The sequence below is a fragment of the Pseudoclavibacter sp. CFCC 13796 genome (genome assembly GCF_008831185.1).
Lineage (GTDB): Bacteria > Actinomycetota > Actinomycetes > Actinomycetales > Microbacteriaceae > Pseudoclavibacter_A.
Genome location: NZ_WBKD01000001.1, coordinates 1333233 through 1359620, shown reverse-complemented (window position 1 = coordinate 1359620; position 26388 = coordinate 1333233). Strand labels below are relative to the sequence as shown.

The 26388-nt window shown below is 65.7% G+C and carries 20 protein-coding genes; 4 read left to right on the top strand and 16 right to left on the bottom strand.

What is annotated here, in order from left to right:
* Positions 1-122: 122 nt before the first annotated feature.
* The 6 genes from F8O07_RS05990 to F8O07_RS05965 all read right to left on the bottom strand — a co-directional run bounded on the left by F8O07_RS05990 (position 123) and on the right by F8O07_RS05965 (position 9179).
* Positions 123-1646, bottom strand: coding sequence for an aldehyde dehydrogenase family protein (locus F8O07_RS05990; protein WP_158031180.1), 1524 nt, complete (start codon positions 1644-1646; stop codon positions 123-125).
* A 343-nt stretch (positions 1647-1989) separates the two neighbouring features.
* Entirely contained in the window at positions 1990-4215 is a 2226-nt protein-coding gene (locus F8O07_RS05985; protein WP_158031179.1) for an NADP-dependent isocitrate dehydrogenase, read from the bottom strand.
* A gap of 120 nt (positions 4216-4335) precedes the next feature.
* Positions 4336-4971 carry a uracil phosphoribosyltransferase gene (gene upp, locus F8O07_RS05980; protein ID WP_158031178.1) on the bottom strand — a complete coding sequence of 212 codons (636 nt, stop codon included), beginning with the start codon at positions 4969-4971 and terminating at the stop codon, positions 4336-4338.
* A 69-nt stretch (positions 4972-5040) separates the two neighbouring features.
* The gene (locus F8O07_RS05975) at positions 5041-6360 is read right to left on the bottom strand and encodes a uracil-xanthine permease family protein (RefSeq protein WP_158031177.1); all 1320 of its coding nucleotides are present in this window, start codon (positions 6358-6360) and stop codon (positions 5041-5043) included.
* A 105-nt stretch (positions 6361-6465) separates the two neighbouring features.
* Positions 6466-7542, bottom strand: a complete 1077-nt coding sequence (locus F8O07_RS05970; RefSeq protein WP_192496660.1) for an AI-2E family transporter — start codon at positions 7540-7542, stop codon at positions 6466-6468.
* 77 nt (positions 7543-7619) lie between these two features.
* Entirely contained in the window at positions 7620-9179 is a 1560-nt protein-coding gene (locus F8O07_RS05965; RefSeq protein WP_158031175.1) for a succinate CoA transferase, read from the bottom strand.
* Positions 9180-9295: 116 nt separating this feature from the next.
* Between F8O07_RS05965 and F8O07_RS05960 the strand changes: the two genes are divergently transcribed.
* The 4 genes from F8O07_RS05960 to F8O07_RS05945 all read left to right on the top strand — a co-directional run bounded on the left by F8O07_RS05960 (position 9296) and on the right by F8O07_RS05945 (position 15042).
* On the top strand, positions 9296-10069 hold the full coding sequence (locus F8O07_RS05960) for a TetR/AcrR family transcriptional regulator (RefSeq protein WP_158031174.1): 774 nt from the start codon (positions 9296-9298) through the stop codon (positions 10067-10069).
* Between the two features lie 83 nt (positions 10070-10152).
* Positions 10153-12435, top strand: coding sequence for a 3-hydroxyacyl-CoA dehydrogenase NAD-binding domain-containing protein (locus F8O07_RS05955; RefSeq protein WP_192496659.1), 2283 nt, complete (start codon positions 10153-10155; stop codon positions 12433-12435).
* Positions 12436-12506: 71 nt separating this feature from the next.
* Complete coding sequence (locus F8O07_RS05950) at positions 12507-13745, top strand: acyl-CoA dehydrogenase family protein (RefSeq protein ID WP_158031172.1); 1239 nt, start codon at positions 12507-12509, stop codon at positions 13743-13745.
* Positions 13746-13806: 61 nt separating this feature from the next.
* Positions 13807-15042: an acetyl-CoA C-acyltransferase gene (locus F8O07_RS05945; RefSeq protein WP_158031171.1), complete on the top strand. Its 1236-nt coding sequence runs from the start codon at positions 13807-13809 to the stop codon at positions 15040-15042.
* Positions 15043-15052: 10 nt separating this feature from the next.
* Here the strand turns inward: F8O07_RS05945 and F8O07_RS10555 are convergent, their stop codons facing one another.
* The 10 genes from F8O07_RS10555 to F8O07_RS05890 form a co-directional block, all read right to left on the bottom strand.
* Positions 15053-16921: a DUF2207 domain-containing protein gene (locus F8O07_RS10555; RefSeq protein WP_192496658.1), complete on the bottom strand. Its 1869-nt coding sequence runs from the start codon at positions 16919-16921 to the stop codon at positions 15053-15055.
* Between the two features lie 148 nt (positions 16922-17069).
* Positions 17070-17756 carry a LysE family transporter gene (locus tag F8O07_RS05935; protein WP_192496657.1) on the bottom strand — a complete coding sequence of 229 codons (687 nt, stop codon included), beginning with the start codon at positions 17754-17756 and terminating at the stop codon, positions 17070-17072.
* Positions 17753-18778 (bottom strand): magnesium transporter CorA family protein, encoded by a 1026-nt coding sequence (locus F8O07_RS05930; protein WP_158031170.1) that lies wholly within the window; start codon positions 18776-18778, stop codon positions 17753-17755. The genes F8O07_RS05935 and F8O07_RS05930 overlap by 4 nt, the downstream gene beginning before the upstream one ends.
* 9 nt (positions 18779-18787) lie before the next feature.
* Positions 18788-19372, bottom strand: a complete 585-nt coding sequence (locus tag F8O07_RS05925; protein WP_225733199.1) for a 4Fe-4S single cluster domain-containing protein — start codon at positions 19370-19372, stop codon at positions 18788-18790.
* 921 nt (positions 19373-20293) lie between these two features.
* The gene (locus F8O07_RS10845) at positions 20294-20512 is read right to left on the bottom strand and encodes a DUF2997 domain-containing protein (protein ID WP_158031167.1); all 219 of its coding nucleotides are present in this window, start codon (positions 20510-20512) and stop codon (positions 20294-20296) included.
* Positions 20509-20937 (bottom strand): hypothetical protein, encoded by a 429-nt coding sequence (locus tag F8O07_RS05910; protein WP_158031166.1) that lies wholly within the window; start codon positions 20935-20937, stop codon positions 20509-20511. The genes F8O07_RS10845 and F8O07_RS05910 overlap by 4 nt, the downstream gene beginning before the upstream one ends.
* A gap of 8 nt (positions 20938-20945) precedes the next feature.
* The gene (locus F8O07_RS05905) at positions 20946-22577 is read right to left on the bottom strand and encodes an AAA family ATPase (protein WP_225733198.1); all 1632 of its coding nucleotides are present in this window, start codon (positions 22575-22577) and stop codon (positions 20946-20948) included.
* A gap of 67 nt (positions 22578-22644) precedes the next feature.
* Positions 22645-24009: a sugar porter family MFS transporter gene (locus F8O07_RS05900; protein WP_263969994.1), complete on the bottom strand. Its 1365-nt coding sequence runs from the start codon at positions 24007-24009 to the stop codon at positions 22645-22647.
* Between the two features lie 95 nt (positions 24010-24104).
* Entirely contained in the window at positions 24105-25061 is a 957-nt protein-coding gene (locus F8O07_RS05895; RefSeq protein ID WP_158031164.1) for an exopolyphosphatase, read from the bottom strand.
* Positions 25058-26266, bottom strand: coding sequence for a glycosyltransferase (locus tag F8O07_RS05890; protein ID WP_158031163.1), 1209 nt, complete (start codon positions 26264-26266; stop codon positions 25058-25060). The genes F8O07_RS05895 and F8O07_RS05890 overlap by 4 nt, the downstream gene beginning before the upstream one ends.
* Positions 26267-26388 lie beyond the last annotated feature (122 nt).

Sequence of the window (26388 nt, the reverse complement as noted above, 5' to 3'; positions counted from 1 at the left end):
CGATCGGGCACGCCCCGTCACGTCGATGTCCGAGCCGACACAGCTGCGACTCGGCCTGCGGTCACCCCCGTATGCTGCCCTGATCTCCGAAGCGATCAGGGTCACACGTGGTGTGCGTCGGTTTAGAAGAAGCCCTGCGGCTTCTCGCTGTACGACACCAGGAGGTTTTTGACCTGCTGGTAGGCATCGAGCACCATCTTGTGCGTCTCACGACCGATGCCCGACTCTTTGTAGCCGCCGAAGGCCGCGCCTGCCGGGTAGTTGTGATAGGTGTTCGTCCAGACGCGACCGGCCTGGATACCGCGGCCGGCCTTGTACGCGATGTTGCCGTTACGGCTCCACACGCCCGAGCCGAGGCCGTAGAGCGTGTCGTTGGCGATGTCGAGCGCCTCGTCGAAGTCTTTGAACGTCGTCACTGAGACGACCGGCCCGAAGATCTCTTCCTGGAAGATGCGCTGCTTGTTGTTGCCCTTGAAGATCGTCGGCTTGATGTAGTAGCCGCCCGCAAGATCGCCGTCGAGCACATTGCGCTCACCGCCGGTGAGCAGTTCTGCGCCTTCCTGCTTGCCGATCTCAAGGTAGCTGAGAATCTTCTTCAGCTGAGCCTCACTGGCCTGGGCGCCGACCTGCGTGGCCGTGTCGAGCGGGTTGCCCTGAATCGACTTCTCGACCCGAGCCACTGCATCAGGCAGGAACGTGTCGGCGATCGACTCCTGGATCAGCGCACGCGACGGGCAGGTGCAGATCTCGCCCTGGTTGAGCTGGAAGAGTGCGAAGCCCTCGAGCGCCTTGTCGTAGAAGTCGTCTTTCTTGTCGGCGACGTCTTCGAAGAAGATGTTCGGGCTCTTGCCGCCCAGCTCGAGCGTGGCGGGAATGATCAGGTTCGCAGCCTGCTGCGCGATGAACCGACCCGTCGTCGTCGACCCGGTGAACGCGATCTTGCGGATGCGGTTGCTCGACGTCAGCGCGGCACCGGCTTCGGCGCCGAAGCCGTTGACGATGTTCAGCACGCCGGCCGGCAGCAGGTCTTCGATGACCTTGATCAGTTCGAGCAGCGAGACCGGGGTCGACTCTGCGGGCTTCAGAACGATGGTGTTTCCCGCTGCAAGAGCGGGAGCGATCTTCCACGCAGCCATCAGAATCGGGAAGTTCCACGGGATGATCTGACCGACGACGCCCAGCGGCTCTTTGAAGTGGTAGGCCACCATGTCGCTGTCGATCTCGTTGGTGTTGGTCTCCTGCGCGCGGATCGCGGCGGCGAAGTAACGGAAGTGATCGGCCGCCAGCGGGATGTCGGCGGCGAGCGTCTCGCGCACCGGCTTGCCGTTGTCCCACGTCTCAGCGACGGCGAGCTTCTCGAGGCTGGCGTCGATGCGGTCGCCGATCTTCCACAGAATGTCTGCTCGCTCGGTAGCCGAGAGCTTGCTCCACTTCGGGAACGCCGCCCATGCGGCGTCGAGCGCCTTCTCGACGTCGGCGCCTTTGCCGCGTGCCACCTTGGTGAAGACCTTGCCGGTGACCGGAGTGATGTTGTCGAAGTACTCCCCGTCTGCCGGCGGCACCCACGCGCCGCCGATGAAGTTGTCGTACTTCTCCTGGAACGTGATCAGGCTGCCCTCGCTGCCGGGCGCTGCATAGATCGTCATGATGCTCCTTATATTCCGCTTGTCGCCGGACCAAGCTGACCCGGCAGCCTCGCGACCGTCCTTGGCCGCACATCACTCATTCTGACAGTGCAGAGAGGGGAAACAACCGGTGTATACGATGTCGGTCGCAGTCGTGTCAGAATGGCACATTTCCGTTCGCCGACCGACATCTTTCGCCGACATCTGCCGGAGTTGATCTGCCTCGCGTCGAGCTGTGGGCTCGGCTGCGCGGCAGGGCTGCGGAGACGAAAGACGCCGGCATCACACGTTCTGCACGTGGATGCCGGCGTCTCGCGAGATCAGGCGCCGGTCACAGACCGTGCGCCACCGAGAGGTGCGTCGTTCAGGCGCGACCGATCGAGTCGATGATCTCGTTCAGTGCGGCCGAGGGACGCAGCGCCGCCGAGGCGAGTGCGTCGTCGGGACGATAGTAGCCGCCGATGTCGACCGGGCTGCCCTGCACTGCGAGCAGATCGCTGGTGATCTGCTGCTCGCCCTCGGACAGCGCCTTGGCGACCGGGGCGAAGAGCTCGGCGAGCTCGGCGTCGTCGGTCTGCTGCGCAAGGTTCTCAGCCCAGAAGCGAGCCACGTAGTAGTGGCTGCCACGGTCGTCGATCTCTCCGGCCTTGCGCGACGGCGAGCGATCTTCGTTGAGGTAGCGCTCGGTGGCCTGGTCAAGCGCGTCGCCCAGCACCTGCGCGCGCGGGCTGTCGCTCTTTCGAGCATGGAAGCGCAGGCTCTCGCTGATGGCGAGGTACTCGCCGAGGCTGTCCCAGCGCAGATGGTTCTCGGCCAGGAACTGCTGCACGTGCTTGGGGGCCGAACCGCCGGAACCGGTCTCGAAGAGGCCGCCGCCGGCGAGCAGCGGAACGACTGACAGCGTCTTGGCGCTGGTGCCGACCTCCAGGATCGGGAACAGGTCGGTCAGGTAGTCACGCAGCACGTTGCCGCTGGCAGAGATGGTGTCTTCGCCCGCGCGGAAGCGCTTCAGCGTGAACTTCGTGGCCTCGATCGGCGAGAGCACACGGATGTCGAGCCCGTCGGTGTCGAGATCGGCGAGGTAGGCGTGCACCTTCTCGATGAGGTTGCGATCGTGGGCACGGCTGTCGTCGAGCCAGAACACGACGGGCGTTTCGGACAGATGCGCACGAGTGACCGCGAGCTTGACCCAGTCGCGAATCGACTCGTCTTTGCTCTGGCAGCCGCGCCAGATGTCGCCGGCCTCGACGCGCTGCTCGATGAGCGCCTCGCCTGCCTGGTCGAGCACCTGCACGACGCCGGGTCGATCGATCACGAAGGTCTTGTCGTGGCTGCCGTACTCTTCTGCCTTCTTCGCCATGAGACCGACGTTGGGAACGCTGCCCACCGTCGTCGGGTCGAACTTGCCGTTGCGCACCGCGTCTTCGATGGTGGCCTCGTATACGCCTGCGTAGGAGCTGTCCGGAATCACCGCGAAGGTGTCGTCCTCGGCGCCGGTCATGTCCCAGAGCCGACCGCCGTTGCGGATCAGCGCGGGCAACGAGGCATCGATGATGACGTCACTCGGCACATGCAGATTGCTGATGCCCTTGTCAGAGTTGACCGCCGACAGACGCGGACCGTTCTGGTAGCCGGCCTCGATGGCCTCGCGCACACCTTCGCGAACATCCTCCGGCAGCGAGTCGATGCCGGCGATCACGCCGCCCAGACCGTTGTTCGCGCTGATGCCCGCCGCTTCGAGGGCGTCACCGTACTTCTCGAAGAGGTCGGGGAAGAACGCGCGCACGACGTGACCGAAGATGACCGGGTCTGAGACCTTCATCATGGTCGCCTTGAGGTGCACTGAGAAGATGACGCCGGCGTCTTTCGCCTGCTGAATGGACTCTTTGAGGAAGTCATCCAGTGCCTTGGCACTGAGGAACGTCGCGTCGAAGACCTCTCCCTCGAGCACCGGGATCGACTCTTTCAGCACCGTGACACTGCCGTCGTCGGCGACGAGCTGCACGGTGAGATCGTCGGCCTTCGGCAGCACCACCGACTGCTCGTTGTGACGGAAGTCATGGTCGCCGAGCGTGAGCACGCGAGTCTTCGACTCGGGCGACCACTCAGCCACCGAGTGCGGATGCTTGCGCGCGAAGTTCTTCACGGCGACCGGCACACGACGATCGGAGTTTCCCTCACGAAGCACGGGGTTGACCGCCGAGCCTTTGATCTTGTCGTAGACGGCGCGCACGCTGCGCTCGTCGTCGTCTGCCGGCTCGTCCGGGAAGTCTGGCACGTCGAAGCCCTTGCTCTGCAGCTCGGCGACGGCTGCCTTGAGCTGCGGCACCGATGCCGAGATGTTCGGCAGCTTCAGAATGTTGGCCTCAGGCGTCTTGGCCAGCGCACCGAGCTCGGCCAGCGCGTCGCCCACCTGCTGCTCTGCGGGAAGGCGATCGCTGAACGCGGCCAGGATGCGGCCGGCCAGCGAGATGTCTTTCGTCTGCACATCGATGTCGGCGGTCGCGGTGAACGCCTGCAGGATCGGCAGGAAGGAATACGTGGCGAGCAGCGGGGCCTCGTCGGTGTGCGTGTAGATGATCTTCGCCATGGATGAACTGTCTCCCTTGATCAGGTTCGGTGAGATCTTTCGCCCTACGAAAGACTCGTGGAACTTCCGCACCCCACGATACCGGATGCGGCGCCGGGCGACGCACGGCCCCGGGAGGGATCAGTCGATGGTTCCGTAGAGCCGATCGCCGGCATCGCCGAGGCCCGGAACGATGTAGCTCTGGTCGTTCAGCCCCTCGTCGACGGCGCCGAGCACAACGGTGAGATCGCGGCCCTCGAAGTGCTTTTCGACCGCCTCGACTCCCTGCGGCGCACCCAGAATGCAGATCGCAGTCACCTTGCGAGCTCCGCGTTCGAAGAGGTAGTCGATCGCACCGATCAGCGAACCGCCGGTCGCGAGCATCGGATCGAGCACGAAGCAGGCACGATCGCTGAGGTCGTCGGGCAGCCGCTTCGCATACGTCGTCGGCTGCAGCGTCTGCTCGTCGCGCACCATGCCGAGGAACCCCACTTCAGCGGTCGGCAGCAGTTTCGTCATGCCCTCGAGCATGCCGAGACCTGCGCGCAGGATCGGCACCACCAGGGGCAGCGGCTGCTGCAGCCGCACACCGGTGGTCTCGGCGACGGGTGTCATGACGCGGACGGCTTCGACGGCCACGTCGCGGGTTCCCTCGTATGCCAGCAGCGTCATGAGCTCTTCGACGAGCTGACGGAACACCGGCTGCGGGGTGCTCCGGTCTCGGAGAACGGTCAGCTTGTGGTCGATGAGGGGGTGATTGGGAGTGATCAGACGCATACTCTCAGCCTAGTCGTGTCATGGTGATGAGGATGTCACGGCCGGCCCGGCTCGGCCGACTCGCGTGGATCAGTGCGCGGCTTCGTCCACGCGATCCGTGCTCGCCGGCGAAACCGGCGTCGTGCTGCGTCCGCCGCGCAGCCGGGTCACTCCACGCATGACGTGGTAGACGGCGATGGCGGCGAAGGTTCCCAATGCGATGCCGCCGAACACCAGGTCGCCGGCCTGCCAGGTGAAGTCGGCGATCGCGATGATCAGCGCGACCCCGGCTGTGGTCAGGTTGATCGACTTCGAGAAGTCGACTTTGTTCTCGACCCAGATGCGCACGCCGAGCACACCGATCATGCCGTAGAGCACCACACCGGCACCGCCGAGCACACCGGCGGGCACCGTGGCGATCGCCGCTCCGAACTTGGGAAAGAGACTCAGCAGCACGGCGACGATGCCGGCGACCCAGTAGGCCGCGGTCGAGAACACCTTGGTCGAGGCCATCACACCGATGTTCTCTGCGTAGGTGGTCGTGCCCGAGCCGCCGCCCGAACCCGCGAGCACCGTGGCAAGACCGTCGCTGATCAGCGCACGACCGATGTTGTCGTCGAGATTTCGGCCGACCATCATGCCGACCGACCGCACATGTCCGATGTTCTCAGCGATCAGCACGAAGACGACGGGCACGAAGAGGCCCACGGTCGAGATGTGGAAGGTGGGCGTCTGGAAGTGCGGCAGCCCGAACCATGCTGCGTCGGCGATGGCCGAGAAGTCGACCTCACCGCGGACGACCGCAGTGACGTAGCCGATCACCACGCCGAACAGAATCGACAGACGACCGAGGAACCCACGGAAGAGCACGCCCCACAGGATGATCGCTCCCAGCGTCACCAGCGCGGTGATTGGGGCGACCTCGAAGTTCGCCTTGGCACTGGGCGCGAGGTTCAGGCCGATCAGAGCGACGATCGCACCGGTGACGACAGGCGGCATCAGCCATTCAATCCATCGAACGCCCGCCCGCTGCACGACCAGGCCGATGACGAACAGCGTGGCACCGGCGATCACGACGCCGCCGAGCGCGCCCGCGTACCCGTGCTCGCTCTGCGCCGCGGCGATCGGGGCGATGAAGGCGAAGCTCGATCCGAGGTAGCTGGGCACCCGGTTTCGGGTCAGCAGCAGGAAGATGATGGTGCCGAGGCCAGAGAACAGCAGGGTCGTCGCCGGTGGGAATCCGGTGAGCAGCGGCACCAGGAAGGTGGAGCCGAACATGGCGACCACATGCTGGGTGCCGATGCCGATCGTGCGCGGCCAGGTCAGTCGCTCGTCGGGAGCCACCGCCTCGCCCGGTCCGATGTGCACGCCGTCTCCGTGCAGCCGCCAGTCGAAAGCTCCTCGAGCCATGTCGTCTCCTCAGTCTGGTGAAGTGGCGAACAGTCGTGGAGGCCTGCCACGCCGAGGGAAGATCTTACGCCGACGCGCATTGCACGCAGGTTACGGGCGGTCGTCTCAGCGCTGCTCCTGAGCGGGCACGATCACGCGTTTGACGATGATGAGGATCGAAGCGGCCACGGGAAAGGCGACAAGCGCGCCCATGAGTCCAGCGAGGGTCGCACCCACCATCGCGCCGATCAGCACGAGCGACCCGGGAATGTTGACGCTCTTGCCGACGATGCGCGGAGTCAGGACATATGCCTCGACCTGCATGTAGATGATCAGGCAGAGGGCGACGAACAGCGCGGTGAGCGGTGAGCCGAGCAGGGCGACCGCAGTGATCAGCACGGTGCTGATCACACTGCCGATGAGCGGGATCAGCGTGATGAACAGCGCGAGCATGGCGAGCACGAGCGAGAACGGAACGCCGAAGACGGTCATCACGATCAGACTGAAGACCGCGTTGCAGAAGGCCAGCACGACCATGCCGCCGAGGTAGCTGCCGACCGAGCCCGTGATCTCTTCGGTGATGTCCATGACGTTCGCCCGCTTCGTCTTCGGCACCAGCAGTGAGAACGCCTGCTTCATGCGATCGAGGGAGACCACGAAGTAGAGGGTCAGAATCAGCACGAAGATCGTGCCGGTCATGGCGTCGACCACGCCGCGGCCGATCTCGAAGGCTCCACCGCCGACGCCCCACCAGAAGTCGGGGTTCGTCACCTGTGTCTCGATCGTCTGCAGCGTCGTGGTCGCCGCTCCGTTGAACTGCTCGTCCACGTGCAGGAACCAGGGCCGCTGGCTGACTTCGTCGAAGCTCTTCGGCACCGTGTCGACGAACTGGCCGACCTGCTGCACGATGCCGGGCACGATCATCCAGACGACCACGCCGAAGATCAGCAGGCCCACGCCGAGCACCGTGCCGAGCGCCAGCGGGCGCTTCATCCCCTTGCTCTCGAGCCAGCGGATCACCGGCTCCAGTCCGAGCGTGATGAAGAGGGCGAAGAACACCAGGGTCAGCGGCTTGATGATCGCGACGACGACAGCGGCCAGAAGCACTGCCAGCAGCACGCCGACCGTCGTCGAGAAGCCGGACATCACGCCGGGGCCGCGGTGCAGCCATTTTGCGCGTGTCGCTGGTTCCGGGGTCGACATATGATCCTCCTGAGTGCAGACGTCAGCTCTCATCGTAAGACCTCTCGGGATCCGGGGCTCAGGGATGACTTCGACACTCAGCGCGAAAGCATGCTTCCGGTTCGCTCGAAGCGGTCGTACCAGCCGAAGGCTTCGGCGAAGAGGTGTGGCACATGCCCGCCCCGCCGGCTCGCTCGCTCAAGGTAGTCGTGCAGCAGCGGCTGGTAGTCGGGATGAGCGATGTTGTCGATGACCACCCGAGCGCGCCGAACCGGGCTCAGCCCGCGCAGGTCGGCCAGCCCGCGCTCGGTGATCAGCACCTGCGTGTCGTGCTCGGTGTGATCGACATGCGAGACGAATGGCACGATCTTCGAGATCGATCCGCCTTTCGCCGTCGACGGGCTGATGAACATCGACAGGTAGCCGTTGCGCCCGTAGTCTCCCGATCCGCCAAGGCCGTTGACCACATTGACGCCGTTGACGTGGGTCGAGTTGACGTTGCCGTAGATGTCGGCCTCGACCATGCTGTTCATGGCGATGACGCCGAGCCGTCTGATCAGCTCGGGATTGTTCGAGATCTCCTGCGGCCGCAGCACGATGCGATCGCGGTAGAACGAGATGTTGCGCTTGACGTGGTCGAACATCGCAGGGCTGAGCGCCAGCGCCGTCGCCGATGCGAACGAGACCACACCAGAGTCGATGAGTTCGATCATGCCGTCCTGGATCAGCTCGCTGTAGCACTGCAGACCCCGGTAGCTCGAGTTCGCGAGCTCTGCGAGCACGGCGTTGGCGACATTGCCCACGCCGGACTGCAGCGGCAGCAGGCTGCCCGCTGGCACACGTCCCGCTCTCACTTCGTGGTCGAGAAACTCGAGGATGTGCCCGGCCATCGCTCGACTGGCCTCGTCAGGCGCGGTGAAGCTCGGGCTGTCATCCGGCAGATCGGTCTCGACCACGGCGACGACCTTCTGCGGGTCGACGGTGAGGTGCGGCCGGCCGATGTGCTGGTCGACGTGCTCGAGCGGAATCGGAGTGCCGTGCAGCGGCAGCCCGGTGTTCTGGTAGATGTCGTGGGCTCCGTCGAGTTCGATGGGCTGCCACCGGTTGACCTCGATGATCACTTCGTCCGCCTCGTCGAGCCAGGCCTGGTTGTTGCCGATCGAGCTGCCGGGCACCAGCTCGCCGTCTTCGGTGATCGCGGCGACTTCGACGACGGCCGTGTGCACGCGACCGAAGTAGCCTTCGCGCACCTGCTGCGCAAGACGGGAAAGGTGCACTTCGACATAGTCGACGTCGAGGGCGTTGATCTGGCGACGCAGCTTCGGGTCGGCGTTGTAGGGCACGCGGCTGGCGACGACACCGGATTCGGCGAGTCGGCCGTCGAGATCGGCGGCGGTGGATGCTCCGCTCAACAGGGTCAGTGCGTATGGCTGCCTGCCGTCGGGGCTGGTGCGAAGGGCCGCGTCGGCCAGGTCAGCGAGAGCCGAGAGCACCGCTTTGGGATGCCCCGCTCCCCCGAACCCGCTGACCGCCAGCGTCGCGTCGGTTCGGATCTGTTCAGCCGCCTGTCGCGGTGTGCGCACGAGCTGTCGAAAGCGTCGGTCAGCGATCCGCGTCGTTGCGGAGGTCGGAGCCGGGAAGATGTCGAGGTTCGTCATGCTCGGCACTCTAGGCACAATCGGGGCCACCCGAAAATGCTATACGACACTGAGTCTCATAGTTCATGGGATGCGGTAGCATCTCCTGGGTGGCCTCTGCGTGGTAGCGTGACCGAATGAGCACAGCATCGCTGAGTCGAGTCGAAGTGGCCGATATCGCCCTCGCCCTGTTCACCGCCCGCGGCTATGACGAGGTGAGCGCCGCAGACATCGCCACGGCAGCACATGTCTCACGCAGCACGTTCTTTCGCCAGTTCGGCACCAAAGACGACGTGATCTTCGCCGACCACGATGACATTCTGGAGCAGGTCGACGCGTTCTTCGCCGCACGCCTGCGCGGTCAGGTGGTCACCGTCGACGCTCGCACAGACGTGATCGATGCCGCCCTGCTGGTGCTCGACCGTTTTCTCGCCCGCCTCCCCAGCATCCGCTCGCGCGATCGCATCGTACGTGCAACGCCCAAGCTGCGCGACCGCGAGATCGTCACGATCACGCGTTACCAGAAGGTCTTCGACCGGTATCTGCGCGAGCAGCTGCCAGCGCTGCGACACATCGAGGCGCTGCAGTTCGCCGACATCGTCGCGACCACGCACAACGCGGTGCTGCGGCAGGCGATCCGCGAGCAGATCTCACCAGACCAGGCCCACCGGGATCTGGCCGCCGAGCTCGCGCGCCTGCTGACGATCTTCGCTCCGAGGGCGGCAGACCATCAAGACGCCGCGCAGCCGAAGCCCCCGCCGACCGCCGCAGACGCACGTGACCACGACCAGCAGCCAACCGCAGCCGACGCCGGCTCGGTCGTCGTGGTCTTCGACGTCGACGCGCCGATGTCCACCGTCGGCCGTGTGGTGCAGCAGGCACTGCGGCAGCATCGCCAGAATCGTATCTGAAACCCCGTCTCACTTGCAGCACGACTCCGTCTCATGCCATGCTCGGATGCAGTCCGATGACGCACGAGAGGAATCAGACCCCCATGTCAGCATCCAGCCCAGCATCCGCGACCACCGAGACGGCACCGGTCGACTTCGTCTTCGAGGTGCAGACCGTGAACGATCCGCGCGATGCCCGCCTCGGTGCCGCAGACGACAGCCGCCCGTTTCGCGTCGGCGTGATCACGATGCGACCGGCCGCGAAACTGCTGGTCTGGTCGGCTGCCGCGATCACGGCGTTCGAGCGATACCTGCGCACGCTCCCGGATCAGGTGCGTGACGCCGACGTCGATGCGCTGATCTTCACCGCTGCGGGGAGCGTGTTCGGCGCCGGTGCCGATCTCAGCGAGTTCCAGCGCGTCGCGACCCCGACCGAGGCGACTGAGTCGGCCGCGCGCGCCTACCGAGCGTTCGCCGGTCTGCTCGCCCTCCCGGTGCCGACGTTCAGCCTGCTCAACGGCGCGGCCCTCGGCGGCGGTCTCGAAGTCGCGCTGCACACCGACTTTCGCATCGCTGCCGCCGGGGTCGCCGCCATCGGTCTGCCCGAGCTCAGCCTGGGCCTCGTGCCCGGGTGGGGCGGTCTGACCTGGCTCACCGCCTTGGTCGGCCCCGACGTCGCTGCCCGCATCGCCGTCGTCGACTCGCTGGCCGGGCGAAATCTCTCGGCCGAGCGTGCGCGAGACCTCGGCGTCGTCGACGCCGTCGTGTCGGCCGACCGGCTGCTGGATGCATCGCTCGAGTGGGCGGCGGGGGTGCTCGCCGGCAGCGTGGCGGTGTCTCGTCGACCAGCCGCGGGCTCAAGAGACTGGGATGCCGATGATGTGCGCGCACGTGTGCGGCGACGGATTCCGACCGATCTGCCCGCGGTGGATGCCGCCGTCGAGCTGATCGGCCGTGCCACCGAACCGCTGCCGGGCTGCACCGCCGTGGCGGGCGTGCCCACGGCGTCCGCCGGTCTCGCGACGGCACGAGAGCGCATCGCGACCTACGCTCGCAACGACGCCCCGGGCGAGCCGCTCGCCGGTGCCACCGTCGAGGCCTTCGGGCGCCTGCTGCTGACGGACGAGGCGCGGGCGAGCATCTATGCCTTCTTCACGCTGCAGCGGGTTCGGCGCGCGGCGCGCCCAGGCGGTGCTCAGCTCGACATCGGACATGTCGGCGTGGTCGGCGGCGGGCTCATGGCCACGCAGCTCGCCGTGGTGTTCGCCACACGTCTCGGTGTGCCCGTCGTCGTCGTCGAAGTCGATCAGGATCGCGCCGATCTGGCGTCGTCGCGCATCGACATGCTGCTGGAGCAGGCCCGTGATCGAGGCGGCCTCGACGAGACGGCCCACGCCCGAGTGCGGGCATTGGTCACGACGGTGGCCGATCGAGACAGGCTCGCCGACAGTGACGTCGTGATCGAGGCGGTCTTCGAGGATCTCTCGGTCAAGCAGCAGGTGTGGCGCGACGTGGAGGCGCTGGTCTCATCGCAGACCCTGCTGCTGACGAACACGTCGTCGCTGCTGATCAGCGAGCAGGCGAGCGTGCTGCAGCACCCGGAGCGCCTGATCGGCTTTCACTTCTTCAACCCGGTCGCCGTGCTGCCGCTGGTCGAGCTGATCCTGCCGAAGGAAACCGAGGCTCGTGACGAAGACGCCGCGCACCGTGTCGCAGACACCGCGCTGAGCCTCGCGGCCCGGCTGGGCAAGACGGCTGTTCGCGTCGCTGATCATCCGGGCTTTCTCGTCAACCGGCTGCTCTCACGGCTGATCGGCGATGCACTGCACCTCATCGATTCGGGGTGGGACGTCGCGACGGTCGACGGTGCACTGGTCGGTGACGGCCTGCCGATGACCCCGCTGACGCTGCTCGACTACATCGGGCACGGCGTGCAGCTGCACATCTTCGAGACGCTGCACGACGCCTGGCCGGCCAGGTTCCCGGTCAGCGCAAGTCTGCAGCAGATGGTCGAGATCGGCGGGCCCAGCCGCCTGCGCTATCTGACCGCTGCCGGAGAGCTCACGCCCGAGGCCGCCCAGGCCATCACGACGGCACGAGCCCGAAGCGAGCAGGCCGCCGACGCACCTCGAGTCGCGGGGCCCGGCGATGCGGCCGAGGCCCGAGGTCTGCTGCTCGACGGTCTGGCTCAGGAGGTCAACCTCGTGCTTGCCGACGGAACGGCTGAGAGCCCCCAGGACGTCGATGCGGCTCTCATGCTCGGGGCGAACTATCCCCGACACACCGGCGGCATCATCCCGCTGCTCGACCGCTCCGGTGCGAGCCGTCGCGTGACCGGCGCAGACCTGCTGCCGCGCGGCACCGCGAACGTGCCCGAACGGCGCTGAACCTCATCACCTCATCGATTCCCGCTTCGACACGCGAACGACCCCGTGTCGAGCTCTGTGAAAGGATCACTATGACCACTGCCGACCCCGAGACCGAGACCGTTCGCACTCCCCTGCCGCCGCTGCCGGAGTACGACATTCTGCAGGCGCTCGACACCGACTACTATGGCGTGTTCGCCGACATCCCCGCTGCCGACCGAGCATTTCTCGATCGTGCGCGACAGTTCACCGCCGAGGCGCTGCCGCTGATCGACGAGGCCTGGGACAAAGGCGAATACCGCCTCGAGTTCGCTCGACGACTGGGCGAGCTCGACCTGCTCACAGACGGCGTCGAAGGCCCGGGTCTCACCCCGATGTCACCGCTCGCGGCGGGTCTGGTTGCGGCTGAGGTGCACCGCTGCGACGGCTCGCTGGGCACGATCATCGCGGTGCAGGGCGCGCTGGCGCTGCGCACGATCGCCATGTTCGGCAGCGACGCGCAGAAAGCTGAGTGGCTGGTTCCACTCGCCCGCGGCGAGAAGCTCGGTGCGTTCGCACTCACCGAGCCGGATCACGGCAGTGACTCCGTGGCACTGACCACATCGGCTCGACGCTCCGGCGACGACTGGATCATCACGGGTCGCAAGAAGTGGATCGGCAACGGTTCAGTCGGCGACGTCACCGTGACCTGGGCGCGCGACGAAGCGGGCGACGTCCGCGCCTTCCTCGTGCCCCAAGACGCGCCCGGCTATCACGGTGAAACGATCCGCCGCAAGGGATCGCTGCGCGCCATCCATCAGGCCGAGATCACCTATGACAACGTGCGTGTGCCCGCCGATGCGGCACTGCCCGGCGCACGCTCGTTCAAAGACACCAATCGGGTGCTGGCGGCCACACGTCTGGGCATCGCCTGGTCGGCGCTGGGTCATGCCCAGGCGATCTTCGAGTCTGCGCTGCAGTACGCCCGACAGCGCGAGCAGTTCGGCCGCACCCTCGGCGACTTCCAGATGGTGCAGGAGAGACTCGTCCAGATGCTCTCGGAGCTCACCACGATCCAGCTGCATCTGCGCACGCTCACCGATCGCGAGACTGCCGGCACCATGCGCGCGCAGCAGGCATCGCTGGCCAAGTACGTGGCGACCCGCGGTGCCCGGCACATCGCCCAAATCGGTCGCGACATGCTCGGCGGCAACGGCATTCTGCTCGACTACGGCGTGATGCGGCACTTCACCGACATCGAGGCGCTGCACACCTACGAGGGCACAGAGAGCGTGCAGGCGCTGCTGGTCGGCCGCGATCTCACCAGACACAGCGCGTTCAGCGGCCGCTGAACCGATCGACGAGTCGGCGACAGACAGCCGAGCGATCAGATCTGACAGGAGCACTACGACCATGACATCCGAACCACAGACGTCGCCGGACGACGTCGTCATCGTCAGCGGGGCACGCACGCCGCAGGGCCGCATGGGCGGGCAGCTCGCGACACTCAGCGCCGTCGACCTCGGCGCCGCGGCCCTGCGCGGAGCCGTCGAGCGTGCGGGCATCGAGCCCGACGCGATCGACCACGTGATGATGGGGCACGTCGTGCAGGCCGGCTGCGGGCAGAATCCGGCTCGGCAGACGGCGGTCGCCGCCGGGGTGCCGCTGACCTCCCCCGCCACGACGATCAATCGCGTCTGTCTGTCAGGCAGCAGCGCGATCATCGAGGCGGTGCGCCTGCTGCGCACCGGCGAGGCCGATCTGGTCGCAGCCGGCGGTCAGGAGTCGATGACGAACGCTCCGCACCTGCTGCCCGGCGCCCGTGTCGGCTACCGCTTCGGCGACGCCTCCGTCGTCGACTCGCTCGGTGCCGACGGCCTGACCGACGCCTTCTCGGGCGAGGCCATGGGTGTGCTGACCGAACGCGACGCCAGCGCCGCCGGCATCGATCGCGATGCGCAGGATGCCCTGGCCGCGCGATCGCATCGGCGTGCGGACCACGCGCAGCGCACCGGTCTGCTCACCGAGGAGATCGTGCCGGTGCACGTGCGTTCGCGGCGCGGCGAGAGTGAGGTCGCTGCGGACGAAGGGGTACGCCCCGAGAGCACGGCAGAGACCCTGGGGCGGCTGCGTGCTGCATTCGCCTCTGAGGGTGCGATAACGGCGGGCAACTCGTCTCCGATCTCGGACGGCGCAGCGGCGCTGCTGCTGACCACACGCGCTCAGGCGAGTCGGCTGGGGCTGCCGGTGCTGGCGCGCATCGCCGGATTCGCACAGATCGCCGGCCCGGACACCGGGCTGCTCGACAAACCGGCCCTGGCGATTCGACTGGCCTGTCGGCGAGCCGGAGTCGACGTCGCTCGGCTGGATGTGCTCGAGGTCAACGAGGCGTTCGCGGCAGTCGCCATACAGACCGCTCGGCTGCTCGACCTGCCTGACGAACGTCTCAACGCACTGGGCGGTGCGGTCGCACTGGGGCACCCGATCGGGGCCTCGGGCGCACGAATCGTCTTCAGCGCCGCCATGCAGCTGCGCCGGCTGCACGACGCCGCAGTCGGCACGGATGCCGGCGACGACACGCACTGGGCGGCGATCGGCATCTGCGGCGGCGGCGGTCAGGGCGATGCCCTCGTGCTGTCTTCGCAGTGACCTCGGTCGGCTATCGGCCTCCGCCACCGCCACCGCCACCGCCGCCGCCGGCGAATCCGCCGCCGCCCGCGCCTCCGGAGAAGCTGCCTCCTGAGGTGGGCGGCTGCACCGAGGTGGTCGCAGCGGTGTTGAACGCGGCGAGTCTGGAAGCGAGGACTCCCGCAGTGAACGGCGTCATCGAGTCATACCACCCCGGTTGGCTGCCGGTGCGCTCGTAGTCGACCTGCAGCTGCTTCGCCCAAGTGCCTTCGATGCCCCAGAGCACCGCCCACGGCAGCAGCCTTTCGTTCAGACGCACACTGGTGGAGCCGTCGGACAGATCGATGCGTTCGGCGCCCTGCACACTCTGCAGCACGGCGAAGCGATCTCGCTCGGCAAGCTCCATGTACATCTTCAGGCCTTTGACCTCGTCTCTGGCCTCAGCACCCGCTTCGGTCAGCGTCTTCGGGCGAGGCAGGGCCACGAACAGCAGCATCAGCGACCCCACCGTGGCCAACCCGGCTGCGATGAGCCACCAGGTGATGCGTTCGGCCTGCACCAGCGCCCACAGCCCGTACGCGGCGGAGATCGCCATCATGCCCCACCCTGACACTCGCAGGGCAAGCGGCAGCGTGGAGGTCGGCACGGCTCGGAACCCGCCGGCGAGGAGCCGCTTCTGAACATCGACGATCACCGCCTGCGCACGTTCGGCACGGTGCTGGTCGGGCTTCGTCTCAATGGCCACGCGCTCACCCGGCTGCAGCTGACGAGGCCCGGCCAGCACGGTGAGCACCTCTGCGTCATGAGCCTGCATGCGACCGGGGTCGACCATCTCGATCGCGAAGCTCGGTCTTTTGGCGCCGAACATGCCGACATGTTCGATGTCGACCATGCGAACGACGCCGCGAACCGCCATGTCGATGACTGCGGCCGGCATCCAGCTGTTCATCCGGTTGACCAGGTCGGCCCCGGCGACGATCGGAAGCCCTGCGGGCGGTGCGTACTCCGGAACGATCACTCCACGCCCCGGGGCGTCCCGCCATCGACGGCTTCGCACGACGACCAGGGCGACGGCGAGCCCGAGAGCGACTGCGCTCAGCCCCAGCGGCAGCCATGTCGTCCACCATGCCCGTGAGGGAGGTTCGGGGATCACGAAGGTCTGCGGGGCGAAGCCGACCGCGATGGTCATCGTCTGCGCGGGGGCGAGCCCGCCGTCAGTCTGCGCGGTAAACCGGGCGGCAGCGTCACCCGCGTCTTCGAGACGCACGATCTGACAGCGCACGGTCGATCCGTGTGCACCTTGATAGCAGGAGGCCTGGCCGTTCAGGGCGGAGACGAGCGAGGGATCGACCGTGAGCGTCGCGGAGACGACGCCGAAGGGCTGCTGCCAGCTCTCGCCGTTGACATCCCAGTAGAACTCGTCGGTGTCGGTGTCGGCGAAGTGACGCACGGTGTTCTGCATGGCGTAGCTCAGCACGTAGGTCTGCCTGCCGTGCACGAACTCGTCTGAGCCGAGAGACACTTCGAGCTGGCCTCCGACGCGCTTGGTGTCGTACACCACTGCGCGGCCGGCGTCATCGGTCACCGCCGTGACCGTCGGGTCGAGCGACACCCCGTCATAGTCGAGGGGGATCTTGCGCACGAGACCGCGGTTCTGATCGAAGCTCGGGAAATCGGCGACCAGAGTCTCGGTGACATCGATTCGTGCTCTGCCGTCGGCGTCGCGGCTCAGGTGGTAGTCGACAGACATCGATTCGAAGCTGAAGTCGTCGACGGATGCCGCTGCCGGTCTGACGGACGTCGCCAGCAGCGCCAACGCGAGCAGCGCGGCCGCCAGCAGCAGAGTCGAGAGTCGTGCCAGGGACGATCTCGGCAGACGCAGCGATCTCGACGTTCTCACCAATCTGTGCGCGTGCGACATGCCTGGTGTCGGTGCGGAGTTTTGGGTCGTTCGCATCGGCCTCATGCCGCCCATGGTACTTCGTCGCGCCGACATCGCCCGATCACCCGCACGACGAATCGCACATCATGTCGCGCTGCGGCGGGCCTCAGTGCAGAAAGATCAGCAGCACGCCGACCGCAAGATACAGCACCCCGAACACCGCATTCATCACACGCTGACCATGCGCGTTTCGCGCGAATCGCCCGACCGCGCGGGCGGCAGGAGCGAAGAAGCCCCACATCACACAGATGTCGACGACGATCATGGTGACGATCACCGCCGCATACTGCAGCACGACCGGTTTCGACGCATCGATGAACTGCGGCATGAAGGCCAGAAAGAAGATGATCGCCTTGGGGTTGCTGAGGTTCACCCATGTTCCGCGCATCACCATCGCGCCGGGTCGCAGGTATCGGCTGACGCCGGCAGCATCCCCCGAATCAGCGGCCTGGTTCTCGGCAGCCGTGCCGGCGTCGGTGCCCTCGTCTTCGGCGACCCGACCGACGGCGCGCGCGAGCAGCAGCTGCCGAACCCCGAGGTAGCCGAGGTAGGCGGCGCCGGCGTAGCGGATCGCCGTGGTGACTCCCGGCGCGTGTGCGAGCAGCGCACCCAGCCCGCAGGCCACGATCACCAGCAGAATGAGCAGACCGATCTGCTGGCCGAGCACGCCCCAGATCGACCGGCGCCACCCGACGTTCAGCGCATTCGTCATCGTCGAGATGGCTCCGGCGCCCGGGGTGAGGCTCACCATGATCGACGCGGCAAGCAGTGCTCCCCAGACCGCCAGGCTCACAGCCAGTCCAGGCGTTTGAACCAGGCGTAGAGCCCAACCGAGGTCAGCGCGATCAGCGTCACGGCGATCACCGCACCGACATCGGTCTGAAAATAGGGAAAGTTCACGTTCATGCCGAAGAAGCCGGTGATCAGCGTGGGCACGGCGATGATGGCGGCCCACGACGTCAGCTTCTTCATGACCAGGTTCATCCGGTTGCTCTGGCTCGAGAGGTTCGTGTCGATGATCGTGCTGGCCAGGTCTCGCAACGAGTCGGTCCAGTCGCTGACGCGCAGCACGTGGTCGTACACATCAAGAAAATACGGCCGCAGCGCTTCGGGCAGCGGCGGCGTCGCCCGGTTGATCACGCTGCTGAGGATCTCTCGGGTCGGCAGCGCCAGCCGACGCAGCGTGACCAGTCGCTTGTGCAGGTGGTAGGCCGTGCGCTGGATGCCGCGGGAGTTTGGCGTGTCGCTGAAAAGCTCGTCTTCGAGAGCGTCAATGCCCTCGTCGAGCTGCTGCACGGTGTCGAAGTGGGAGTCGACGATCTGGTCGACGATCGCCCACAGCACGGTGATGCCGCCGATCGCGAGCAGCGTCGGATGCGCCTCCCACGCCAGGCGCGCCCCACCGAGATCGAAGCCGTCGCCGTGTCGCACGGTCACCACGACGTTTCTGGTCAGAAAGATGTCGATCTGGTGCCGTTCAAGCTCTGCCTCGATGTCTGCCGGGGCGGCCATGGCATAGAGCGTCAAGAACAGATGCGTCTCATAGCGCACGAGCTTGGCGCGTTCGTGGCTCTCTTCGACGTCTTCGATGGCGAGCGGGTGCAGGTGCAGGGTCTGGGCGATCTGCACGAGCGCCTGGTGATCGGCCGTCGGCAGGTCGACCCAGGTGGTGCGCTCGGCGTCGTGCTGCAGCTGCTCGATCTCGGCCAGCGACGTGGTCTCGCGTTCGAGTCGCCCACCACGGTAGACGCGAATCGCCGGTGTGCAGACGGTCGAACTCGCACCGGTCGTCTCAGTGTCGGTCTCAGCGCGCATGGTTCGAGTCTACGCAGTCGGTCGGCGGCGACGCCGCGACTCCAAACCGTCGGCGATCTTTGACAGCTGTTCCTCAGTCAGGAAACCAGCGAGATCAATCTCACCTGTGCTCGATACTCGAACTTCAAAACGTTCCGGTGTCTGAACTGGGTCGTAGTCACAGTACCGATCAGTCAAGTAGATGAAGCGCTGGTTGCTCGAGCCGACCAAAGCTCGGTCGTCATCTACTAGTGCAGCCTGGTACGGGCCGTCGATCACGAGATCAACGCTGGCGAACAGTCGATCAGCGTCGGCAAAGTGGAGCGCCTGCTCGAATGTGTATCCGGTGAAACAGATCACGCCGAGCCCAGCCGCCTGCGCCTCTGCTGCAAGGTCTGCACATGGTCCGGCTTGGTCGAGCGGCTCGCCACCGAGGAGAGTTAGTCCTTCGACACCGGCGTCAACAGCATCGATGATGATCGCACGGACCAAGACTTCACGCCCGCCAGTGGGTGAGAACAGCTGAGGGTTGATGCAATGCTGGCAACGAATCGAACAACCCTGCGTCCATACTGCTGTGCGCAGGCCCGGCCCCTCGGAGGTCGTCGCGTGCATGACTCGACTGATGCGGATGCTGCGATCAGAATTCAAGTCGGCGCCCGTTGCGAGGCTTGTCCGTGTTCGACGAAAGAACCGGTACAGCCTCGACGCGGTCTTGGAAGGTTGCGAAGATGTGCGGCGGGACGCCTGCTCGCGTGACGACCTCTGACGTCTCGCGATATGGCGCTGTTCTTCGAACTGCCACGAGGCGTTCGATGTCTGCGTTCGAGAGGCCCGGCAGAGCGCGCAGCTGATCAGGCGTGGCCGTGTTCAAATCGATGCGTGCTGACGTCTCAGAGAACCCCCTGAGCTGAGGTGACGCGTACGACGCAGCATGACGGGTACGTGTGTCTTCTTGCGCTCTCATTGCTGCACGCTGTGGTTGCGACCAATCGGAGGAAACGAGCGGAGAAGACGATGGCTGAACGTATGGCGAGGCCGAAGAAGGGGGCACGACGGGGTGTTGGGGGGCCTGCTGAAACGGTGCAAAAGCACCATTGACTTGAGATCTTGCTGCTGCATAGCTGGCAGACTGCTGCGCACTCTGCCCGTGTGGCACCTGTGCATACCAATTCTGAGAATGCCAAGCTCGCCAAATAAGCCACTGACGATTCGCGAAGAAACTGGCTGTGGTGCTTCCAGCCCACAGCAGCATGAGCACCCCACCGAGCGAAGTTGACTGAGTCTGCTGCTCTGCTGTCATTGGCTCGCCCTTACCTGGAAGCTCAGGCAACACCGAGGCCAGAATAAAGTACCCGACGGTCAAGGCGGTCAAGACGCCAGCGACCCAAAGCACCCAGCGACGACGCATGCGGATACCGATGTAGAGCCACCCCACGCAGGCAAAGATACCGAAGGACAGGACTCCCCAAAGAACCCAAGTGCTGTGCCTGAGTCTCCATCCTCTGCGGCACAGCAACTCCTGAGGTGCGCTGCTCATATCCGTTCCTCCACGTTTCGCTCAACGGCTAGATCATTGTTTAGGCTATTCGGCCGGAAGCCGAATTCCGGAGTTGGTTTAGAGTCGGCAATATCAGCGTTCAATACCTGACGCAATGTGGCCAATGACTCAAGACAAGCAGGTCCTGGCGCACCGCTCACATCAGCGTTGATCGAACCATCGGGTGCAATTGAAATAGAAAGCCTTCTGCTCAACGTTCCTCCTCAAAAACGTAGTTCAAAGTACCGGCCTCATCTCGCTGCTCAATCAATCGGAATCCGAGTTCTTGAGCCCGAGCCTCGACGAGACTCGCCGTATGACGCTGCAAGACACGGCCCACCGCTACGTCGAGCTGACCGATCATCTGATCGGTTGTCTGCTGATCAGACCGGTCAACCCGCCCAACAAATACACCAGCGACTTTTTGAAATGTAAGGTTCTGCCCATTCCTCACCGCAGCTACCTCGACATCGTTACACTGCACGATGGCAGCGCCAATCTCAGAGAGAGCAGCCTGCAAAAGCTGAGCGTCTGCAACGCGAGTCACACGACACTTTTCGCAGAGCTTCTTAGACTTGGCTTCTTTTATCGCCGCATATGCAGCCAGCCCAAGGGGCAACAGCAATACTTCGATGCTCACAGTTCACCTCAGAACTCGATTGTGCGGCCGCCGCGCCAGCCTGACACATCGGGCGATCCGCCTATTTCGGGCTTCGTCAGGTAATCACTGCGGGCCTTCTTCGAGGTCGCCGAAACTGCACGTTCGGAGGCCCACTCGCGAATCGCACGAATCTGCTCTGCCTGCGTTACTGACAGCGGCACCGTGTTCTCGATGCTGCGCAGCAAGTCATCCTGTCTGACGGAACGCCTGTCAGCGAAAGCGTCGAAACACGAACTGATCACAGCTTGGGCGATCTCTGCACCAGAAAAACCCTCGCTTGCCGAAGACAATTCCTGCAGCGCATCTACGTTCTGCGGATCGACGATTCCTCCCGCGCGAGACGGTGGATTAAGATGGTCAGCAAGATGCACGCGCCAGATTTCGCGGCGCTCTTCGGCAGTTGGCAAGTCGACAAAGAAGATTTCATCGAAACGCCCCTTACGCAGAAACTCTGGTGGCAGCGCGTCGATCTTGTTTGCAGTTGCCATCACAAACACCGGCGCCTGTTTCTCTTGCATCCAGGTTAGGAATGTGCCCAGCACGCGCGTGCTAGTCCCAGAGTCACCGCCGCTCTGTCGTGCGGTGCCGAACCCCTTTTCGATCTCGTCTATCCATAGGATGCTGGGCGCGACAGCCTCGGCCAGACGCAAAGCGTTACGCATGTTCTGCTCACTCGAGCCAACCAGACCAGAGAACACGCGACCGATATCTAGACGTAGCAGGGGAAGGCCCCACTGGGCCGAAACGGCCGCTGCAGTGAGACTCTTGCCGCAGCCCGGCACGCCAGTGACGAGCAGCCCTTTGGGAGCTGGCACTCCCCAATCGCTGGCATCCGACTGCCAAGCACTGTCACGCCGCATTAGCCAGCGTTTGAGGTTGTCGAGTCCCCCAATCTCATCAAGACTCACCTTTGACGGGACGAACTCAAGCAGACCTGACTTGCGAATTGTTTGCCGCTTCTCTTCGAGAATCAGTCCGACATCGCTCTCATCGAGCACTCGGTCGCTTACAACGGCACGGGCGAACGCGTTCTCAGCTTCACCAAGAGTCAGCCCTTGCGCTGCCTGAACCATCCGACGACGGTCGGAGTCGGAAAGATTGACTCGAATCGAGCCTTCGTTGGTCTCGAGAAAGTTGTCGAGTGCTTTCCCAATCTCAGCCTCTGTGGGCAGTGGCAGATCAATGACGCTTACGGTTTTCTCGAGATCGACTGGAAGAGTGATTTGCGGGGCTACAATGACCAAGGTGTGTGCAATGGGCCCGCTGCGAAACTCTGTCGCCACATCAAGAACAGCACGAATAACGGCGGGCTCGGCTGGGCGCCCATTAGCGCCAAGCTGATGATGCAGATCTTGGAACACGAAGACTGTTGGCTGTGCAACCTTCATGGTCTCGAGCAGCGCGTCTTCAGGCAATGCCCGCTTGCCTGGGTTCCCTCCGGGACTGTGCAGCCCGCGGGTGAGGCTGTACAACACAAGCTGCCGACCTCTCGGAATAACACCACTTGAGATAATCGATTCGATTGCTGAAACGACACGATCAGGTTCTTGAGTCTCAACGAGCAGCACCGGATTGCGTGCCCGAATCATTTCGGTCAGCGTCTGCTGAAATTCGGTCAACGCCACAGTGGAGTTCCCCCTTAGAATGCCATGCTTGCCCTAGACAAAGTCCATGTTAGCGAATATCTCAGCCGAGACGCCGCCGCAGCATCCCCTCGACCTCTTCGAGTGCCAGCCCGCGCGTCTCGGGCAGTGCTCGCCAGACGAACCACGCGCTCAGCACGTTGATCCCGGCGAACACGAAGTAGACGTCGCCGCCCAAGTGCGCGAAGGCGACCGGAAAGAGCAGCGCGACGACGCCGTTCGTCACCCACTGCACGCAGACCGCCACACCTGCCGCCATGCCGCGCACCCGCAGCGGAAAGAGCTCGGCCGTCATCAGCCAGAACACCACCGACACCATCGCCTGCACGAAGCAGAGCAGCACGAGCATGAGCGTGAGCACGAGCCAGGGCTGGGCCGGGCCGACCGGCACTGCGAAGGCGAGGCCCAGCAGCAGGTGCGACGAGGCGACGCCGATCAGCCCGGTGATCATGATCGGCCGCCGACCGAGGCGACGCAGCACGCGGATGCCGACGAGCGTCGCGAGCACCGAGATCAGGCCCGTCGCAATGGTCGCGGTGAGCGCCGCCTGCGTGCCGAGCCCGCTGGTCGCGAGGATGCTCGGTGCGAAGTACATCACGGAGTTCACGCCGGTGAGCTGCGAGACCATGCCGAGGCCCGCGCCGATCAGCACGAGACGGCGCACCCAGCGGGCGCGCAGTGGATGTCGGTCTGTTCCGTCCGTCGCACCTGCAGTCTCATTCGCCCGCTCGTGCAGGGCCGCGACACTCTGCAGCTCGTGCTCGCCCTCACCCGGAGTGCGAATCAGGCCGAGCACGCGGCGAGCTGCAGCGGATCGTGCGTGCATGGCCAGCCAGCGCGGCGACTCGGGCACGAACCAGAGCCCGACGAAGAGCAGCAGTGCCGGGGTCGCACTGACCAGCAGCATGTGCCGCCAGGCTTCGCCGTCAGACGACACCCGCGCGATCGCGGCGTTCGCGACGGCTGCGAGCAGCTGCCCGGTGACGATCATCAGCTGGTTTCGGGTGACCAGTGCCGCGCGCCGCCGCGCCGGCGCGATCTCGCCGATGAAGACGGGCACGATCGTCGAGCTGGCGCCCACGGCGAGCCCCAGCACGACGCGGCAGGCCACCAGCGACTCGACGCTCGGCGCGAAACCGGTGCCCAGTGCGCCGCCGGCGAAGACGAGTGAGACGAAGATCAGCGTTCGACGGCGACCGAGACGATCAGCCAGACGCCCGCCGACGAGGGCGCCGAGACTCGCCGCGAAGACGAGTGCAGAGGTGACGATGCCCTCGGCCAGCGCGTCGAGGCCCAGGCCGCCGGCATCGCGCGGCTGGCTGAGGAACGGCAGCGCGCCCGCGAGCACGCCGGTGTCATAGCCGAAGGCGACGGCACCCATCGTCGCGATCAGCACGATGGTCGTCACGCGTCGGTCGGGCGATCCGCTCCTGCCGCGCGATGATCGAGATGCCGGCTCCGTCGACCTGCGGTGCTCCTCACTCGTCCTTCCCCGTGAGCTGCTCATCGCCGATCTCGGCCGCCTGCCAGCAACGTCTCAGCGGCGCCGTCGAGGATGTCATGCTCGCTGTAGATGGCGTGGTCGCACTGCGAGCGGGCGGCGATGCGTGCGCTCACCCGTGACCAGATCACCGCGGCTGCGGAGACCAGGTCAGTGCGTGTGCGGTCGACGCCCATCTCGGCAAGCGCATGCGGGTCGGCGGCGATCAGACGGGTGCAGGCGGCCTGCAGCGCGTCGAGACTCCAGCATCCGCCCGACAGTTCGCCGAAGCGCTCGGCACGCACGCCGGCGGTCACCGCTGCGATCATGCCGACCGAGTCAGAGACGCCGATGACCCGTTCGACGCCGGCCAGCGAAACATGAGCCTCGGCTTCGTCGAGGGCGCAGTCGACGTCGGCGACCATCGCCGCGTGCTGTGCCGCCGACATCGGCCGGTGCGCATCGAGGTGTCGCTCGGTGAGGCGCACGCCGCCCACGTTCATCGACCATGCCGCGATCGGTCGGCCGTTGCGTCCGACGACGAGCTCGGTCGAGCCGCCGCCGAGGTCGACGACCAGCGTCATGGGCTGTGCCGGCATTCCGGTGAGTGCTCCGGCGTACGAGAGGTCGGCCTCTTCGACACCGCTGATGATCTCGGGTCGTACGCCGAGAGTCGATTCGACGACGTCGCGCAGCGGTGTCGCGTCATGCACGTCGCGGCTCGCCGACGTCGCCACGAAGCGCAGCCGGTCGTCTGCGACGCCGAGACGCGTCAGATCGCGGCGGTAGTCTGCCAAGGCGACGCCAAGGCGGTCGAGCGCCGCCGGTGCGAAGGCATGCGTGCGGTCGACGCCCTCGCCGAGACGGATCGTGCGTGTGCGGCGCACGAGCTCCCGCGTCGGTGCGGGCCCCTCGATCACGAGCAGGCGCACGGTGTTCGTGCCGCAGTCGATGGCGGCGACGCGTTCGCGAGCGGTCATACCGGCTGCACCGTCGAGCGCGTCATCCGACGCTGCTGACAGTAGATCTGCACGAGCCGTCGGGCGCTCTTCGCCCAGCTGCGCTGCAGAGCGAGTGCGCGGCCTGCACGCCCCATGCGCTCGCGCAGCTCGGCGTCGTCGAGCAGCCGGGTCAGCGCGCGCGCCCAGGTTTCGGGCGAGCGATCGCGCATGAGCAGACCGGTCTCGCCGTCGTGCACCGCCTCGGGAAGGCCTCCCGTGGCCATCGCGATCACCGGCACCCCGCTTGCGGCTGCCTCGAGTGCGACCAGACCATAGGTCTCAGAGTGCGACGGAACCAGGAACACCGAGGCACCGCGCATCAGATCGGCCAGCTCGGCGTGCGACATCGCGCCGTCGAAGTGCACCCGGTCGCCGATGCCCGCGTCGGCGGCCTGTCGGCGCAGAGCCGTCAGACAGCCGCCGTCCTGGCTGCTCGGCCCGCCCGCGATGCGCAGGTCAGGGCGCAGCGAGTCGTCAGTCGACGCAATCGTGGCGACGGCGAGGTCGAGCCCTTTGAGCGGCTCGATGCGGGCTGCGGCGGCGACGTATCTCGGAACGGCGGCCTCTCCCGGGTGGAAGCACCGGGCATCCACACCGGGAGACACCACGTGCACCCGCGATGGCTCGCCGCCCAGCCGCTCGACCACGGTGCGCTGCTCGGCATGACTGACCGTGATCACCGCATCGGCCTCGCGTGCGAGAGTGCGCTCTGCCGAGAGACGCCCGGGCGCCTCGGGAGGCTCGCCGTTGTCGAGTGCGGTGTCGGCGTCTGCCGCGATGCTGTGAAAGCTCTGCAGCAGCGCCGCGCCGCATTCCCGAGCGACGGGCAGGGCCGCCAGACCGGAGTACCAGTGATGCGCGTGGATCACGTCGTAGTCGCCGAGTGCCCGCAGCTGCCCGGCGAAGGCGTCGATGTACGCCTCGTGCTCGGCTTTGGGCAGCGGATGCTCGGGCCCGGCCGTGATCGTGCGCAGCATGAGTCTGGGGGCGAGCTCGATCGCGTCGGGCTGCTCGGGAGCGCTGCGGCGTGTGATCACATCGACCTGGTGACCGAGTGCGGCCAGTTCGGCCGCAAGATGCTGGATCACGATGTTCATGCCGCCGACGTCGCCCGTGCCGGGGTCGCCATAGGGATTCGTATGCAGCGAGATCATGGCGATGCGCAGCGGGCTGGCGGAGGGCATGCCGTTCAGTTTAAGGCATGGCGCTCGTGATGCCGCGAACGGAAGCGACGCAGGGGAATACCTGCGACACCCGGACGTTAGGTTGAGCGTACGGCACTCAACTTTGAGGGTGGCGACGTCTG

Bases quoted from the DNA above. Each gene is read 5' to 3' on its own strand.
- F8O07_RS05990 (WP_158031180.1), bottom strand. From the start codon at position 1,646: ATGACGATCTATGCAGCGCCCGGCAGCGAGGGCAGCCTGATCACGTTC.
- F8O07_RS05985 (WP_158031179.1), bottom strand. From the start codon at position 4,215: ATGGCGAAGATCATCTACACGCACACCGACGAGGCCCCGCTGCTCGCC.
- upp (WP_158031178.1), bottom strand. From the start codon at position 4,971: ATGCGTCTGATCACTCCCAATCACCCCCTCATCGACCACAAGCTGACC.
- F8O07_RS05975 (WP_158031177.1), bottom strand. From the start codon at position 6,360: ATGGCTCGAGGAGCTTTCGACTGGCGGCTGCACGGAGACGGCGTGCAC.
- F8O07_RS05970 (WP_192496660.1), bottom strand. From the start codon at position 7,542: ATGTCGACCCCGGAACCAGCGACACGCGCAAAATGGCTGCACCGCGGC.
- F8O07_RS05965 (WP_158031175.1), bottom strand. From the start codon at position 9,179: ATGACGAACCTCGACATCTTCCCGGCTCCGACCTCCGCAACGACGCGG.
- F8O07_RS05960 (WP_158031174.1), top strand. From the start codon at position 9,296: ATGAGCACAGCATCGCTGAGTCGAGTCGAAGTGGCCGATATCGCCCTC.
- F8O07_RS05955 (WP_192496659.1), top strand. From the start codon at position 10,153: ATGTCAGCATCCAGCCCAGCATCCGCGACCACCGAGACGGCACCGGTC.
- F8O07_RS05950 (WP_158031172.1), top strand. From the start codon at position 12,507: ATGACCACTGCCGACCCCGAGACCGAGACCGTTCGCACTCCCCTGCCG.
- F8O07_RS05945 (WP_158031171.1), top strand. From the start codon at position 13,807: ATGACATCCGAACCACAGACGTCGCCGGACGACGTCGTCATCGTCAGC.
- F8O07_RS05930 (WP_158031170.1), bottom strand. From the start codon at position 18,778: ATGCGCGCTGAGACCGACACTGAGACGACCGGTGCGAGTTCGACCGTC.
- F8O07_RS05925 (WP_225733199.1), bottom strand. From the start codon at position 19,372: ATGCACGCGACGACCTCCGAGGGGCCGGGCCTGCGCACAGCAGTATGG.
- F8O07_RS05895 (WP_158031164.1), bottom strand. From the start codon at position 25,061: ATGACCGCTCGCGAACGCGTCGCCGCCATCGACTGCGGCACGAACACC.
- F8O07_RS05890 (WP_158031163.1), bottom strand. From the start codon at position 26,266: ATGCCCTCCGCCAGCCCGCTGCGCATCGCCATGATCTCGCTGCATACG.